The following is a 16,251-nucleotide window of genomic DNA, read 5'->3' on the forward strand; positions in this document are numbered from 1 at the left end:
CCTCCCCGCGCCAGAACCGGCGCGGTAACGGACAGGGGACGAACATGATCGCGCGGCATTTGATTTCCTGGGCAGCATTGCTGGCGGCAACGCCGGTGCTGGCCGACACGCCGCTCACGCTCAGCGAGACCGAGCAGGCGGCCCCCGCCCTGCCGCGTATCCTTTCCCCCCGCGAGCGTGCAAGCCTCGAAAACCGCATCCTTGCCGAACGGCTCGACACCCTCATCCCGCAGATCATGCGCGAGGAGGGGATCGACCTGTGGCTGCTGGTCGCGCGCGAATATTTCGAGGAGCCGGTGGTCGCCACCATGCTCGATGCCGAGAACATGCACGCGCGGCGCCGGACGATCCTCGTCTTCCACGATCCGGGCGAGGGCAAGCCGGTCGAGCGGTTGACCGTCAGCCGCTATGGCCTCGGCGGCCTGTTTGCGCCGACCTGGGATCCCGACACGCAGCCCGATCAGTGGCAGGCGGTCGCCGATCTGATCGCAGCGAAAGACCCGGCAAGGATCGCGATCAATTCCAGCGATCTCTACCAGTTCGCCGATGGCATGACGCTGAGCCAGTATGGCAAGTTCATGCAGGCCCTGCCGCCCGCGATGCATGACCGCGTTGTGTCGGGCGAAAACCTTGCGATCCGCTGGCTCGAAACCCGGACGCCTTCAGAGATGGAACTCTACCCCACGGTGGTGCGCCTCGCTCATTCGGTAATCAGCGAAGCCTTTTCGCGCAAGGTCATCACCCCCGGCGTCACCACGGCAGAGCAGGTGCAATGGTGGTATCGTGACCGACTGATGGCGCTGGGCCTTGACCCATGGTTCCACCCCTCGGTGGCGATCCAGCGGCAGGGTGCGAAGGGCATGATCGAAGGCGACGCAGTGATCCAGCCGGGCGATCTCCTCTGGACCGATTTCGGTATCACCTATCTCAGGCTCAATACCGATACCCAGCATCTGGCCTATGTGCTGAAGCCGGGCGAAACCGAAGCGCCCGAAGGGCTGCGCGCGGGGCTGGCGAATTCGAACAGAGTGCAGGATTTCCTCACCCGCGCCTTTGCCGTGGGGCGCAGCGGCAACGAAGCGCTCGCCATCGCCCGCGCCGATAGCATTGCGGCGGGCCTCGAACCGTCGATCTATTCGCACCCCATCGGCCACCATGGCCACGGCGCGGGGCCAAGCATCGGGTTCTGGGACAATCAGAAGGCCGACCCGCGCGGCAGCGGCCCGATCAGGGCGAACACCGCTTGGTCGATCGAGCTCACATCCTACGCTGCCGTGCCCGAATGGGGCGGCCAGCGCGTCGATTTCCGCACCGAGGAGGACGCCTTCTTCGACGGAGAAACCGTGCGCTATATCGACGGGCGGCAAACGGCGATCACGCTGATTGCGTCCGATTGAGGTGAAACACTCCACTCATTGTCAGTCCCGCGAAGGCGGGCATGACAGAAATGGGAAGGTGACGCGCTAGCGCTTGCTTGACGATCCCACGCCCTCAGCCCGCGTCTTCACCCGGTACACATCGCTCTGAGCGGTGATGTAGAGGTCGGATAGACCGGGCCCGCCCCAGGCGAGGTTGGTCGCGCGCTTGGGCACTGCCATGCGTTCGAGCAACACGCCCTTCCCGGGATCGACCACACAGATGCCGCCCGGGCAAGTCAGGTACACCAGCCCCTCGCGGTCCACCCGCACCCCGTCGACATTGCCCGATTGGCCCGCAGCGGTGAGGTCCACCACCAGCCGCTTGCCCGAAGCGGTGCCATCAGCGGCCAGGTCATAGGCCCACAGCGTCTGGGTGGCAGTGTCGCCAACGTAGAGCACCTTTTCATCGGGAGACAGCGCAAGGCCATTGGGGCGCGATAGCGCCTCGTCGATCAGCACCATCCGCCCGCTCGCCTCGTCAAACGCAAAGACGCCGGAAAAGCCCACCTCACTCTGCCGCTGGCCGAGGCCATAAGGCGGATCGGTGAACAGGATCAGCCCGTCGCTGCGCACGACCACGTCATTGGGGCTGTTCAGACGCTTGCCCTGATAGGCCTCAACGATCACCTGCCGCCCGCCTTCGGGCGTCCAGCGGGTGAGCGCGCCGCTGGCGTGCTCGGCATTGAGCAGCCGACCTTGCCGGTCGAGGGTGTGGCCATTGGCGTTCGCGGAAGGCGTGTACAGCACCTGCGGCGCGCCTTGGCCGGGAGAGAAGGCATAGACCGTATTGCCGGGAATATCGCTGAAGATCAGGCGCGCACCGTCCCACGCCGGGCCTTCGGTGAAGGTGTAGCCGGTGGCGACAAGTTCCAGGCTTTCGGGGACAAAGATCGAATCCCCGCCTTCGTTCTGCGCCAGCGCGCCGCCAGCTAGCAGCGCCGCTGCCAGTGCTGCGAATGCCCGCCATGCCGTACCCACCATCCGTCCCTCTCTCGTCTCGTCGCACGCACAACCTGCCCTGCCGCGCCCCGCCGCGCCAGCACTTTTGAGGGGAGCCGCAAGGGTTGCATGAGGCCCGCGCGGGGGGCATTGGGGAGGCCAGACAGGAGACCCCATTCCCATGCGTCAGATCGACCACTTCATCGTCGGCGAGACCCCCGCCCCCACCCGCAAGCACGCCATCTGGAACCCCTCGACCGGCGAAGTGCAGGCCGAGGTCGCCTTGGGCGATGCCGCGCTGCTTGCCCGCGCGGTGGAGACCGCCAAGCGCGTCCAGCCCGGCTGGGCCGCCACCAATCCCCAGCGCCGCGCGCGGGTGATGTTCGCCTTCAAGGAACTGGTCGAGGCGAACATGCAGTCGCTGGCCGAAATGCTCTCCAGCGAACACGGCAAGACCGTCCCCGACGCGCGCGGCGACGTGCAGCGCGGGCTCGAGGTGATCGAATATGCCTGCGGGTTGCCTCAGATCATGAAGGGCGAATACACCCACGGCGCGGGGCCGGGGATCGACGTCTATTCGATGCGCCAGCCGCTCGGGATCGGCGCGGGGATCACCCCGTTCAACTTCCCGGCGATGATCCCGATGTGGATGTTCGGCATGGCCTGCGCGGCGGGCAATGCCTTCATTTTGAAGCCCTCCGAGCGCGACCCGAGCGTGCCGGTGCGCCTCGCCGAGCTGTTCCTTGAGGCAGGCGCCCCGGAAGGCCTGCTTCAGGTCATCCACGGTGACAAGGAGATGGTCGACGCGATCATCGATCACCCCGATATCGCCGCGATCAGCTTCGTCGGCAGCTCCGACATCGCGCAGTACATCTACGCGCGGGGCAGCGCGAACAACAAGCGCGTGCAGGCCTTCGGCGGCGCGAAGAACCACGGGATCGTGCTGCCTGACGCGGACCTGGATCAGGTCGTCACCGATCTGACCGGCGCGGCCTTCGGCTCGGCGGGCGAGCGCTGCATGGCGCTGCCCGTGGTGGTGCCGGTGGGCGAGGACACCGCCGAGCGCCTCAAGGAAAAGCTCCTGAAGTCCATCGCGGGCCTCAGGATCGGCGTCTCCAACGATCCCGAGGCCGATTACGGCCCGGTCGTCACGCCCGAGCACAAGGCGCGGATCGAGCAGTGGATCACCACCGCCGAGCAGGAGGGCGCGGAGATCGTCGTCGACGGTCGCGGGTTCACGCTGCAAGGCCACGAAAAGGGCTTCTTCGTCGGGCCGACCCTGATCGATCACGTCACCCCGCAGATGAAGTCCTATCAGGAGGAAATCTTCGGCCCCGTCCTCCAGATCGTGCGCGCGAAGGACTTCGAGGAAGCGGTGCGCCTGCCGTCGGAACACCAGTATGGTAACGGCGTCGCGATCTTCACCCGAAACGGCCACGCCGCACGCGAATTCGCCGCGCGCGTCAATGTCGGCATGGTCGGCATCAACGTGCCGATCCCGGTGCCGGTCGCCTACCACTCCTTCGGCGGGTGGAAGCGCTCGGGCTTTGGCGACATCGACCAATATGGCGTCGAGGGCCTGCGGTTCTGGACCAAGAACAAGAAGATCACCCAGCGCTGGCCCGACGGCTCGCACGACGGAAGCAACGCCTTCGTCATCCCGACAATGGGGTGATGGAGGTGCGCCGCCTTCCCCTGATCGCAATGACCCTGTTGCTGGCGGCTTGCGAGAGCGGGACCGATCCTGTGCCGGCCGAAACGCCGGTCCCGGTCGAACCTGATGGCGGCACCGGCGATAGCGCAGGCCAGCCGCTCGACCCAGCGATTGCCGCTGGCGAAATCCCTACGCGCTTCCACGGCGTGTGGGACGCAGTCACGGGCACGTGCGATCCCGCCTCGGACATGCGGGTGAACATCACAGCGCGGCGGATCGAGTATTACGAAAGCGTCGGTGACGTTTCCGGTATGGGGAGCGAGGGCGACGATGCGATCGCCGATCTTGTGATGGAAGGTGAGGGCGAGACGTGGGTGCAACCCACGCGGCTCTCGCTCGAAACCCTGCCGGAGGGCGAGCGGCTGCGGATTTCCGATGCGCTCAAGCCCGAGAGCCCGGACGATCCCCTGCGCAAACGCTGCCCGGCCTAGGCCGGCACGCACATCCCCTCTGCCACATTAGTTGCGCCCCGTGCGCCATCCATGCTTGGCGTGATGCGTCATTTGCGGCTAAGCACCGCCGCGCTATGGTAAACCGACCCCTGCCCTTCCCGGCGATACGTTAAGGCCCGAGCCGGACACGCATGAAGCAGGTCTTCGCCAATATGGGCTGGCTCTTGGGCGGACGCGGGTTCAACGCGGTCCTCAGCCTCGTCTACCTCGCCATTGCCGCGCGCACGCTGGGCACGGAAGGCTTCGGCCATTTCGCGCTGATCATCGCGCTGGGACAGGCGATCACCGGCTTTTCCAGCTTCCAGACCTGGCAGTTCATCGTGCGCTGGGGGGCCAACCCGGACGAGCCGGGCGTCGATCTCCAACGCGCCCGCGAGGCAACGGGGTTTGCGGTGGCGCTTGACGGGGTGTCGGTGGTGGTCGGCACGCTGGCGTCAGCGCTGCTGGTGCTGACCGCGCCGCTCTGGCTCGATGTGCCGGCGGAGCTGCTGTGGCTGACCTTCGCCTATTGCGTCATCTCGCTGCTGACGATCCGCACCACGCCCACCGGGATGCTGCGGCTGCATTCCGAATATGGCCGCGCGACCTGGGCCGAAGCGGTGCAGCCGGTGATCCGCGCGGCCGGTGCGGTGCTGGCATGGTGGGCGATGCCTGATGTGACGGGCTTTATCCTCGCCTTTGCCTTGTCCGAAGTGGGCACGGCGATTGCGCTGTGGATCGTCGCTGTGCGGGTGCAGCCGGTGCCGCTGTCGTCGATCAGCCTGCGGGCAATCCCTGCGCGGCACAAGGACGCGTGGCGGTTCGTGCTGTCGACCAACATGTCGGGCAGTCTGGCAGTGGCGGGCAAGCAGGTGATGATCCTGCTGGTCGGCACCTTTGGTGGGGCGTATCTCGCGGGGGGCTTCCGCATCGCCAACCAGCTGGGCGTCGCGCTGATCGCGCTGGCGCAGACGATCTCGAAAGCGATCCTGCCCGAGCTTGTCCAGTCGCGCGACGGCGCGGTCGAGATTGCGCGGCGGATGGCGAACATCGCGGCGATTGCCGGGGTGACCGCGGTGGTGACGGCGATCCTGTTCGGCCGTCCCGGCCTTGCCCTGATCGCAGGCGAGCAGTTCACCGGCTTCTACTGGGCGATGATCATTCTCTCCATCGCTGGCGCGGTCGAGCTGGTGGGGGCGAGCCTTGAATCGCTGCTGATCTCCGCCGGCAAGGCCCATGTCGCCTTCCTCGTCCGGCTGTTCCCGACGATCCTTGCACTGGTGATGCTGGAGCTGGCGATTGGCTGGAAGGGCGCGCAGGGCGCGGGCTTCGCGGTGCTCGGGTCGAGCGTGCTGACCGTGGTCGGCTTCTACCTCGCGATCGTGAACCTCAAGCAGTTCCGGCTGGTGGTGGACGACACCAATGACGAAGGGGCGGACACGCGGCCCGCCCCTCCCAAATCATAACCCATCGCCCGTTTCTCCCTTCCCCTTGGGGAAGGGTCGGGAATGGGGGGCCTGCCTTATCGACCGCCGCACACCCATCCCCAACCCCTTCCCTCAAGGGAAGGGGCTATCACCCCTCGTAAGCGAGCTTGGGCTTCCGCGCAGCGCCGGTTTCATCGAGGCGGCGGCGGGGGGCATAGTAAGGCGCTTGCTTCAGCGCCTCGTCTCCCGCCAGTGCTCGTTCCACAACGCTGCGGAAGGCGGTGATAAACTGGTCGATTGCGGCCTTGCTCTCGGTCTCGGTCGGCTCGACCAGCATTGCGCCGTGGACCACCAGCGGGAAATAGACCGTCATCGGGTGATAGCCTTCGTCGATCAGCCCCTTGGCCACATCCAGCGTCGACAAACCACCACCGAAATCCTTGTCGCCGAACAGCGCCTCATGCATGCACGGGCCGCTCGCCGCGAAGGGCGCGTGGAGGATGTCTTCCATGCTGCGCAGGATGTAGTTGGCGTTGAGCACCGCATCCTCGGCCACCTGCTTCAGCCCGTCCGCGCCGTGGCTGAGCATGTAGGTGAGCGCGCGGGTGAACATCCCCATCTGCCCGTGGAACGCAGTCATGCGGCCGAAGCTCGGCCCGCGCTCCTCACGGTCTTCTTCCTCGACGAGGTAGAACGTGCCGGCATCATCCTCGCGCACGAAGGGCAGCGGTGCATAGGGCGCCAGCGCCTCCGACAGCACCACCGGTCCCGAACCTGGACCGCCGCCGCCGTGCGGGGTGGAGAAGGTCTTGTGCAGGTTGATGTGCATTGCATCGACGCCCAGATCGCCGGGACGCACCTTGCCGACGATGGCGTTGAAGTTCGCGCCATCGCAATAGACATAGCCGCCCACGGCGTGCACCGCATCGGCAATCTCGCGGAAGTCCTTCTCGAACAGCCCGCAGGTGTTGGGGTTCGTGATCATCACCGCCGCCACATCCGGTCCGAGCCGCGCCTTGAGCGCCGCCACATCGACCCGGCCTTCGGGCGTCGCGGGGATATCCTCGACCCGGTAATTGGCGAAGGCGGCGGTGGCGGGGTTGGTGCCGTGAGCGCTTTCGGGCACCAGCACCACTTCGCGCGCATCGCCGCGCGCTTCGTGCGCCGCGCGGATCGCGAGGATCCCGCACAGTTCGCCGTGGGCACCCGCCTTGGGGCTCATGGCGACGGCGGGCATGCCGGTCAGCGTACAGAGCCAGCCGCCGAGCTGATGGATCACCTCCAGCGCGCCCTGCACGGTCGACTGCGGTTGCAGCGGATGAATGTCGGCAAAGCCGGGCAGCCGCGCCATCTTCTCGTTCAAACGCGGGTTGTGCTTCATCGTGCAGCTGCCGAGCGGGAAGAAGCCGAGATCGATCCCGTAGTTCTGGCGGCTGAGGCGGGTGTAGTGGCGCACCGTCTCGGGCTCGGTCAGGCCGACAAGGCCGATCGGCTCGCTGCGCGCCAGCGCGCCCAGACGGGTTGGCGCCGCCGCGTCGATTGCGGGCAGATCAACCCCGGTCACATCGGCGCGACCGATCTCGAACAGCAGTGGCTCTTCCAGCATCAGCGCGCGGTTGCCGGTGGTGGTGGCGGGGCCACCGAGGAAGCCGCTTTCGGCGATCTGCATCTCGGGCTTCCAGCCGCTCTTGTTGGGGGCGTTCATTGGGCGCTCTCCTTGATGCTGGCCTCAAGCTCGAAGGCGAGGCGCTCGATATCGTCCTCGGTGGTGGTCTCGGTCACGGCGACCAGCAGCGCGTGCTCCAGCGCCTCGACGCCCGGGTAAAGCCGCCCGAGCGACACCCCGCCCAGCACGCCCCGGTCGGCCAGATCGCGCACGATTGCCCGCGCGGGCTTCCCGCCGAGCATCAGGGTGAATTCGTTGAAGAAGGCATTGTTGAGCACCTCCACCCCCGGCACCTTGGCCAACCGGTCCGCCGCAAGGCAGGCGAGGCGGTGGTTCTCCGCCGCCAGTTCGCGCAGGCCCTTTTCGCCGAGCAGCGTCATGTGCACGGTAAAGGCCAGCGCGCACAGGCCCGAATTGGTGCAGATGTTGCTGGTCGCCTTCTCGCGGCGGATATGCTGTTCGCGGGTCGAGAGGGTGAGCACGAAGGCGCGCTTGCCCTCGGCATCGGTCGTCTCGCCGCACAGCCGGCCCGGCATCTGCCGGACATGCTTGGGATCGCGTACCGCGAACAGGCCAAGGTAAGGCCCGCCAAATTGCAGGCCGACGCCGAGCGACTGCCCCTCGCCCACCACAATATCCGCGCCCATCTCGCCCGGGCTCTTGATTGCCCCGAGCGCCACCGGTTCGGTGTTCACCACCACCAGCAGCGCGCCCTTGGCATGGGCGGCTTCGGCCACCGGGGTGAGGTCGCTGATGCGGCCCAGAATGTCGGGATATTGCACAACGACGCAGGCGGTCTCCTCGTCGATCCGGGCAATCAACCCGTCGAGGTCAGGCTCGGCGGTGATGGCAGGCATGGCGTCGGCGATGGTATCACCCGTGAAATGCGCCATGGTCTTCACCACCTGCGCATAGTGGGGGTGGAGCGCGCCCGAAAGCACCGCGCGCTTGCGCTTGGTCACGCGGGTCGCCATCGCCACCGCCTCCCAGCACGCGGTTGAGCCGTCATAGAGCGAGGCATTGGCCACGGCGCAGCCATAGAGCCGCGCGACCTGCGTCTGGAACTCGAACAGCACCTGCAATGTGCCTTGCGCGATTTCCGGCTGATAGGGGGTATAGGCCGTCAGGAACTCGCCGCGCTGGATGATCGTGTCGACGCTGGCGGGGACATGGTGACGATAGGCCCCCGCGCCAAGGAAGAAGGCCGCATCCCCCGCCACAAGGTTCTTCGCTGCCAGCGCCTTCATGTGGCGTTCGACCGCCATCTCGCTCGCATGCATCGGCAAGCCGTGGATCGGGCCATCGAGCCGGGCGACTTCGGGCACGTCCACAAACAGATCATCGACGCTCGCGGCGCCGATGGTCGCCAGCATCGCCTGCCGGTCGGTCTCGGTGAGGGGGAGGTAGCGCATGGTGTTCAGCCTCGTGTGGAGAGGGGAGAGGTTGCGTGTGCGATCAGAGGCCTTCAACGAAGGCCTTGTAGCCATCTTCGTCCATCAGCCCGTCAAGCTCGCCTTCGTCGGCAATGGTCATCTTGAAGAACCAGCCGCCATCTTCGGGCGAGGTGTTGACCAGCGCAGGGTCTTCTTCCAGCGCCGGGTTCACTTCGGTGATCTCGCCGGTGATCGGGGCGTAGACATCCGATGCCGCCTTAACGCTTTCGACCACGGCAGCGTCCTTGCCCTGCTCGATCAGCGCGCCAACCTCGGGCAGTTCGACGAAGACGATGTCGCCCAGCTGGCCCTGCGCATAGTCTGTGATGCCAACAGTGGCGATATCGCCTTCGACATCGATCCATTCGTGTTCGTCAGTGTAGTAACGCATGGGTCAGCTCCCTCGGAAATAGCGGTGGGGTACGAAAGGCGTGGGCGAAACGGTGGCGGCGAGGCGCTTGCCCCGCACCTCCACTTCGAGCGCGGTGCCGATGGCGGCGTGTTCGCTGGCGACATAGGCCATGGCGATGGGCGCGCCCAAGGTGGGCGAGAAGCCGCCACTGGTGACGGTGCCGATCTTCTCGGAGCCGCTGAAGACTTCCGCGCCTTCGCGGGCGGGCAAGCGCCCGGCGATGGTGAGGCCGACCCACTTGCGGGTCGTACCCTCGGCGATTTCGCGGTTGATCCGGTCTGCGCCGGGGAAGCCGCCTTCGGTGCGGCGGCGCTTGTTGATGCCGAAGACGAGACCTGCTTCGATGGGGCTGGTCTCAGGGGACATGTCGTGCCCGTAAAGCGGCAGGCCCGCCTCCAGCCGCAGCGAATCCCGCGCTCCCAAGCCGATGGGCTTCACTTCGGGCTCGGCGCAGAGCAGATCGGCGATCTCAGCGGCGGCTTCAGCCGGGAGCGAGATCTCGAACCCGTCCTCGCCGGTATAGCCCGCCCGTGCGATGGTGACGTCATGGCCCACGATCTGGAAGCGGCCGAACCGCATGAAGGTCAGCGCGCTCAGCGGGTAATCGCCCGTCGCATGGCGCGCCAGCGCATCCGCCGCCTTGGGGCCTTGCAGGGCGAGCAGCGCGCGATCATCGAGATAGTTGAGCGTGATGTCGTCCGGCAGCGCCTCGCGCAGGGTGCCCATGTCGTCCCACTTGGTCGCGCCGTTGACCACGAGATACAGCGCCTCTGGCCAGCGCGAGACCATCAGGTCATCCAGCACCCCGCCGTTCTCGTCGAGCAGCAGCGAGTAGCGCTGCTGGCCGAGCTTCAGTGTCGACAGGTCGATCGGCAGGACGGCCTCGACCGCCGCATCGAGATCGGGGCCGGACAGCAGCAGCTGTCCCATGTGCGACACATCGAACAGCCCCGCGCTCTCGCGCGTCCAGTTGTGTTCGGCGACGATGCCCTCATACTGGATCGGCATGTCATAGCCCGCGAAGGGCACCATCCGCGCCCCGCGCGCACGGTGCCAGGCATCGAGCGGCAGCGCCTCCAAGGGAATATCTTCGAGATGGTCTTCGCTATCGTGGTCGGTCACTCGGAAAATCCCCGGCAGAATACGGCAGTCGGGCAGCGCGCATGGCGCTGCTGTGTAACTGCCCCCTCTGTCGGGTGACCTGAGAGCTTCGGCGCATCTGCCAACGCGGCGGGGCGCCTCCCCTTCGGTGGCCCCGGACGAATCCGGCGCGCTTTCCAGAGTGTCACGCAGCCGAGCGGTCCGGTGGCCTGAGAGTTTCCGGGGCGGTTGCTCCTTCGGCGCCTTTGCGCGCCCCGGTAAAGGGGCTTGCATCGGGCTCTCCCGCTCGCCTGCCCACCAAAGAATCGCTCCTGTGGCGGAAGACGATCTCGCCCTGCTTGATTTGCTGCATCGCGTCAATCGGGCGAACCGCGCAGGCTTGGGGGAAAACGCATTTGCGCTTCATCGCGCGGTTGAATAGACACAGGGGCGGGATGAACCTCACTGAAATTTACCTGATTGCGCTCACGATCATCTTCGCCGTGCCGTGGCTGGTGTGGCGGGTGCTGCGCACCGATTACTGGGCGCCGCTGGTGGTGGTGCAGATCGTGGGCGGCATTCTGCTCGGCCCGGGTGTGCTCGGCGCGGTGTTCCCCGATTACTACGCCTTTGTGTTCCGGCCCGATGTGATCATCGCGCTGAACGGCGTCGCGTGGTGGGCGGTGATGCTGTTTGTGTGGATCGCGGGGATCGAGCTCGATCTGTCACAGGCATGGAAGCACCGCGGCGAAACGGGCCTTACCGCAGGACTGGCGCTCGGCGCGCCGCTGATCGCTGGCACGCTGGCAGCGGCGGTGATCCTGCAATTCCCCGGCTGGCGCGGGCCAAACGGCCAGTATTGGCAGGCCTTGCTGGGCATCGGCATGGCCTGCGCGGTGACGGCGCTTCCCATCCTTGTGCTCCTCATGGAGAAGCTCGGGATTTTGCGCGAACAGCTCGGCCAGCGCATCCTGCGCTACGCCAGCCTTGACGATATTGCGATCTGGGGGGTGCTGGCGATCATCCTGCTCGATTGGGAGCGGATCGGGCGGCAGGCGGTGTTCCTTGTCGGCTTTGCGCTGGCGGCATGGGCGGTGCGCTGGCTGATGGCGCGCCTGTCGGAGAATGACCGCTGGCCGGTGGGGCTGATCTGGCTGGCGCTCTGCGGGCTGGCGGGCGATTGGTCAGGCCTGCACTACATGGTCGGCGCCTTCCTTGCGGGCGTGGTGCTCGACGCCAAGTGGTTCGGCCACGAGGCGATGGACCGGTTCCGCAATGTCGTGCTGCTCACCGTGATGCCGGTGTTCTTCCTCTCCACCGGGCTGCGCACTCAGTGGGAGGGCGGCGGGCTCGCCGTCTTCGGCGTCGCGGCGCTGCTGCTGGTGGCGGCCGTGGGGGGCAAGCTCATCGGCGTCCACATCGCCGGGCGCCTGCTCGGCTGGAGCCGCACCGAGGCGAGCCTGATTGGCTGGCTGCTGCAAACCAAGGCGCTGATCATGATCATCTTCGCCAACATCCTGCTCGACAAGCAGGTGATCACGCCCACCACCTTCACCGCGCTGCTGCTGATGGCGGTGGGCAGCACGATGCTCACCAAACCCTTCGCCACGCCCCTGATCGCGAAGCTGGGGGAGCGGGTGAAGGCGGAGGCTTAGGGCTTGCCCCCAGATCCCGCCCCGTGCCGGACTTGATCCGGGATGGGGAGATGGCACCGCGCAGCGGTGACGGAGGGGTTAAGGCGCTGACGGGGGGACAGGCCCCCATTCCGTTGGAACGGGGAGGGACTTTTCGGGCGCTATTTCCCCACCATCCCCAGCGCCCGCGCCACCAGCGCCTTTTCGCGCAGCGTGAAGCCCCCGGTGTCCTCGCCGCCGGGCGGCGGCGGGACTTGGGTGAGGAAATAGGCAAAGCCCCGCCCCGTGCCGAGGTCGATCCACAGGCCCGATTGCAGCCCATAGGCCTCGCCTGAATGGCCCACCCGTGCGACGCCATCGCCAAACAATTCGTCCCCGCACGTCGGCGGCTTGGCCTGCTCCGCATTCGCCCACAGTGATGGTGGCGAGTCGATGATCTGGAGATGCAGACCATAGATGCAGAAGAAGTTCTGACCGGGATGGAAACTCGTGTTCCATGCGCGATCAAAGCCTTGCTTCGCACGATCCGAAAAGAACGCGCGGGATTCATCGAAGGCCTGCCCGATCTTCGCCAAGTCCATCATCCCGATCCGCACCCCGCCCTGCGGCGAGAAGATCGAGGCATTGGTGCCGGGGACATAGCTTTCAAGATCGCAAGCCCCGCCCTCGGCCACGGGGATTGTGCAATTCGGCGGCAAGTCCTCCGGCGCATCGCGGGCCACTTCGCCGGTATCGCGATAGAGCGTCACGGCGCGGGCCAGCATGTCGGCATCGCATAGGGTCCAGTTGAGGCAGGCCTTCACCCCAAGCGGCTTGAACACCAGCCGCTCGACCAGCCGGTCATACCGCTCGCCCGAGACTGCCTCGAGCGCGGTCGCGACCAAGGGCGAGCCGAGATTGGCATATTCGAACGAGGCCTCGCCCGGCGGGCCAGTGTCCCGCCATGCCGCCGGATCGGCGAGTTTCGCCGCAAGACTCTCCCCCAACGGGATGATGTAGCCCGCCTTGTCAGACAGCCCCGCGCGGTGGGAGAGCAGGTGCGCCAGCGTCACCGGCGCATCGGGATGATAGGGCGAGCGCAACTTCCAGCCGAGATAGTCCGAGACATCGCGGTCCAGATCGAGCTTGCCCTCATCCACCAGCCTGAGCGCGGTCAGCGCCATGATCAGCTTGGAGATCGAGGCGATCCGCACCGGATCATTGGCCTCCACGGCGCGGCCCGTCTGCTTGTTCGCCAGCCCCTCGACGATCAGCGGGGTAATGGTCTCGCGGTCGAAGGCGACGACGACCGTCGCAGGCGGCCTGTCCTGCGCGGCGACAGGGGCGGCGATAAACACCAGTGCGGCGAGGAGACAGCGGATCATGCCCTGCATCATCGCCGCCCCGCGCCCCGCGTCAATCGAGATTCGGCCTGAGCCAGCGCTCGGCGGTCGCCAGATCGACTCCACGCCGTGCGGCATAATCCTCGACCTGATCCGGCCCCACGCGGGCAACGCCAAAATATTCGCTCTCGGGGTGGCCGAAATAGAAGCCGCTGACCGCCGCGGTCGGCCACATGGCGAAGCTTTCGGTCAGTGTCAGGCCGGTGTTTGTCGGCGCGTCGAGCAGGTCGAACAGGATCGGCTTCAGGGAGTGATCGGGACAGGCCGGATAGCCCGGCGCGGGGCGAATGCCGCGGTATTCCTCCTTGATCAGCGCCTCGTTGGTGAGCTGCTCGCCCGGTGCATAGCCCCACAAGGTCGTGCGGACATGCTGGTGGAGCGCCTCGGCAAAGGCCTCGGCGAAACGGTCGGCGAGGGCCTTGAGCAGGATGTCCGAATAGTCGTCCTTGTCGGCCTGGAAGCGCGCCGAGTGGCTGTCGATCCCGTGGATACCAACCGCAAAGCCGCCGATCCAGTCGCCGCTCGGATCGATGAAATCGGCGAGGCACATGTTGGCGCGGTCGCGCGATTTCTTGACCTGCTGGCGCAGCATGGGGAGGCGCGTGCCATTGTCGAGCACGATGTCATCGCCGTCCCGCCCGCACGGCCACAGCCCGGCAACGCCGCGCGCGGTCAGCCACTTTTCGGCGATGATCCGGTCGAGCATCGCATTGGCATCGGCAAACAATTGCGTCGCGGTTTCGCCCACCACTTCGTCGGTCAGGATCGCGGGGTAATTGCCGTGGAGTTCCCACGCACGGAAGAAGGGTGTCCAGTCAATGAACCCGCGAAGATGCGACAATGACCAGTCATCGAACACGTGAAGACCCGGCTGTGCAGGCGCCGCGGGCTTGGCCGCCATGTCGGCCGGAAAGGCATTGGCGCGCGCATCTGCGAGGCTGAGCAGCGCGCTCACGGTTTTCCCCGCGCGGGCATCGCGCACGGCGATATAGTCATCCTCGACCTGTGCGACATATTCATCGCGCTGGGTGTCGGAGAGCAGCTTGGACGCCACCCCGACCGCGCGGCTCGCATCGAGCACGTGGATCACGGGGCCATCATAGGCCGGGTCGATCTTGAGCGCGGTATGCACCTTGGAGGTCGTCGCCCCGCCGATCAGCAGCGGCATCGTCATGCCTGCGCGCTGCATTTCTTCCGCGACAGTCACCATCTCGTCGAGCGAAGGAGTGATGAGGCCCGAGAGGCCGATCATGTCGGCCTTGTTGTCATTGGCGGCGGCAAGGATCGTCGGCCAGGGCACCATCACACCCAGGTCGATCACGTCATAGCCGTTGCACTGGAGCACGACGCCGACGATGTTCTTGCCGATGTCGTGCACATCGCCCTTGACGGTGGCCATGATGATCTTGCCCTTGGCCTTGCGTTCCTCTTCGGGGAGCAGGTCCTTCTCGGCCTCGATGAAGGGGATGAGGTGGGCCACCGCCTTCTTCATGACGCGCGCGGACTTCACCACCTGCGGCAGGAACATCTTGCCGCTGCCGAACAGGTCGCCGACGACGTTCATCCCGTCCATCAGCGGGCCTTCGATCACCTCGATCGGGCGGCCGCCCTTGGCCGCGATGGCGGCGCGCATCTGTTCGGTGTCGTCGACGATATGCGCGTCGATGCCCTTGACCAGCGCGTGTTCCAGCCGCTTTTCGACCGCCCAGCCGCGCCATTCCTCGGCGGCCTTTTCGTCCGAGGCGGACTTGCCCTTGAAGCTTTCGGCGAGGGTGATGAGGCGTTCGGTCGCGTCAGGATCGCGGTTGAGGATCACGTCCTCGCAGGCCTCGCGCAGGGCGGGGTCGATCTGGTCGTAGACGTCGAGCTGGCCCGCGTTGACGATCGCCATGTCGAGCCCCGCGGGGATCGCGTGGTAGAGGAACACCGAGTGCATCGCGCGGCGCACCGGCTCGTTGCCGCGGAAGGAGAAGGAGAGGTTGGAGAGGCCGCCCGAGTAGTGCGCGTGGGGGCACAGCTCGCGCAGTTCCTTCACCGCCTCGATGAAATCGACGCCGTAATTGTTGTGCTCCTCGATCCCCGTCGCCACCGCGAAGATGTTGGGATCGAAGATGATGTCCTCAGGGGGGAAGCCCTCATTGACGAGCAAGTCATAGGCGCGCTTGCAGATTTCGACCTTGCGGTGCTTCGTGTCGGCCTGCCCGACCTCGTCGAAGGCCATCACCACCACAGCCGCGCCGTAATCCATGCAGATGCGCGCATGTTCGAGGAACTGCGCCTCGCCTTCCTTCATGCTGATCGAATTGACGATCGGCTTGCCGCTGACGCACTTCAGCCCTGCCTCGATCACATGGAATTTCGAGCTGTCGATCATCACCGGCACGCGGGCGATGTCGGGCTCGGCGGCGATCAGCTTGAGGAACGTCGTCATGGCGTGGACCGCGTCGAGCAGGCCCTCGTCCATGTTGACGTCGATCACCTGCGCCCCGTTCTCGACCTGCTGGCGCGCGACTTCCACGGCGGCGGGGTAATCGCCCGCCATGATCAGCTTCTTGAACGCCGCGCTGCCGGTGACGTTGGTGCGTTCGCCGATATTGATGAAGCGCGAGGAGGAGGGTTGGGTCATTTTTCTGCTCTCAAGCCCCTCCCCTTCAGGGGAGGGGTTGGGGTGGGGGCTGTAAACTGGGCGGGTTGCTCGCTGAGAGCCCCCACCCC

12 protein-coding genes and 1 riboswitch are annotated in these 16,251 nt (G+C 66.1%); of the genes, 5 read left to right on the top strand and 7 right to left on the bottom strand.

What is annotated here, in order from left to right:
• Window positions 1-44: 44 nt before the first annotated feature.
• Complete coding sequence (locus ACLBKT_RS11265) at window positions 45-1,397, top strand: M24 family metallopeptidase (RefSeq protein WP_410183011.1); 1,353 nt, start codon at window positions 45-47, stop codon at window positions 1,395-1,397.
• 66 nt (window positions 1,398-1,463) lie between these two features.
• Here the strand turns inward: ACLBKT_RS11265 and ACLBKT_RS11270 are convergent, their stop codons facing one another.
• Window positions 1,464-2,399, bottom strand: coding sequence for an SMP-30/gluconolactonase/LRE family protein (locus ACLBKT_RS11270; protein WP_410183012.1), 936 nt, complete (start codon window positions 2,397-2,399; stop codon window positions 1,464-1,466).
• A 139-nt stretch (window positions 2,400-2,538) separates the two neighbouring features.
• Here ACLBKT_RS11270 and ACLBKT_RS11275 point away from each other — a divergent pair, with 139 nt between their 5' ends.
• From ACLBKT_RS11275 to ACLBKT_RS11285, 3 genes are all read left to right on the top strand, one after another.
• Complete coding sequence (locus tag ACLBKT_RS11275) at window positions 2,539-4,032, top strand: CoA-acylating methylmalonate-semialdehyde dehydrogenase (RefSeq protein WP_410183013.1); 1,494 nt, start codon at window positions 2,539-2,541, stop codon at window positions 4,030-4,032.
• A gap of 5 nt (window positions 4,033-4,037) precedes the next feature.
• A complete protein-coding gene (locus tag ACLBKT_RS11280) occupies window positions 4,038-4,502 on the top strand; it encodes a hypothetical protein (RefSeq protein ID WP_410183014.1) in 465 nt (154 codons plus the stop codon).
• 152 nt (window positions 4,503-4,654) lie between these two features.
• Window positions 4,655-5,968 carry a lipopolysaccharide biosynthesis protein gene (locus ACLBKT_RS11285; RefSeq protein ID WP_410183015.1) on the top strand — a complete coding sequence of 438 codons (1,314 nt, stop codon included), beginning with the start codon at window positions 4,655-4,657 and terminating at the stop codon, window positions 5,966-5,968.
• Window positions 5,969-6,077: 109 nt separating this feature from the next.
• Here ACLBKT_RS11285 and gcvPB read toward each other — a convergent pair whose 3' ends face one another.
• The 4 genes from gcvPB to gcvT are packed head-to-tail and all read right to left on the bottom strand — an operon-like array spanning window position 6,078 to window position 10,562.
• Window positions 6,078-7,634 (bottom strand): aminomethyl-transferring glycine dehydrogenase subunit GcvPB, encoded by a 1,557-nt coding sequence (gene gcvPB, locus ACLBKT_RS11290; protein ID WP_410183016.1) that lies wholly within the window; start codon window positions 7,632-7,634, stop codon window positions 6,078-6,080.
• Window positions 7,631-9,007 (bottom strand): aminomethyl-transferring glycine dehydrogenase subunit GcvPA, encoded by a 1,377-nt coding sequence (gcvPA, locus tag ACLBKT_RS11295; RefSeq protein ID WP_410183017.1) that lies wholly within the window; start codon window positions 9,005-9,007, stop codon window positions 7,631-7,633. Before gcvPA ends, gcvPB begins: the two co-directional genes overlap by 4 nt.
• A 43-nt stretch (window positions 9,008-9,050) precedes the next feature.
• On the bottom strand, window positions 9,051-9,419 hold the full coding sequence (gene gcvH, locus ACLBKT_RS11300; protein ID WP_410183018.1) for a glycine cleavage system protein GcvH: 369 nt from the start codon (window positions 9,417-9,419) through the stop codon (window positions 9,051-9,053).
• Window positions 9,420-9,422: 3 nt separating this feature from the next.
• Window positions 9,423-10,562, bottom strand: a complete 1,140-nt coding sequence (gene gcvT, locus ACLBKT_RS11305; RefSeq protein WP_410183019.1) for a glycine cleavage system aminomethyltransferase GcvT — start codon at window positions 10,560-10,562, stop codon at window positions 9,423-9,425.
• 166 nt (window positions 10,563-10,728) lie between these two features.
• Window positions 10,729-10,836: riboswitch (glycine riboswitch) on the bottom strand.
• 139 nt (window positions 10,837-10,975) lie between these two features.
• Between gcvT and ACLBKT_RS11310 the strand changes: the two genes are divergently transcribed.
• The gene (locus ACLBKT_RS11310) at window positions 10,976-12,175 is read left to right on the top strand and encodes a cation:proton antiporter (protein WP_410183020.1); all 1,200 of its coding nucleotides are present in this window, start codon (window positions 10,976-10,978) and stop codon (window positions 12,173-12,175) included.
• Between the two features lie 140 nt (window positions 12,176-12,315).
• Here the strand turns inward: ACLBKT_RS11310 and ACLBKT_RS11315 are convergent, their stop codons facing one another.
• Together ACLBKT_RS11315 and metH are read right to left on the bottom strand one after the other, a co-directional pair.
• Window positions 12,316-13,518 (bottom strand): serine hydrolase domain-containing protein, encoded by a 1,203-nt coding sequence (locus ACLBKT_RS11315; RefSeq protein ID WP_410183021.1) that lies wholly within the window; start codon window positions 13,516-13,518, stop codon window positions 12,316-12,318.
• A 31-nt stretch (window positions 13,519-13,549) separates the two neighbouring features.
• Window positions 13,550-16,162 carry a methionine synthase gene (metH, locus tag ACLBKT_RS11320; protein WP_410183022.1) on the bottom strand — a complete coding sequence of 871 codons (2,613 nt, stop codon included), beginning with the start codon at window positions 16,160-16,162 and terminating at the stop codon, window positions 13,550-13,552.
• Window positions 16,163-16,251 lie beyond the last annotated feature (89 nt).

It is taken from the genome of Erythrobacter sp. W302b (assembly GCF_046452395.1).
GTDB lineage: Bacteria > Pseudomonadota > Alphaproteobacteria > Sphingomonadales > Sphingomonadaceae > Erythrobacter.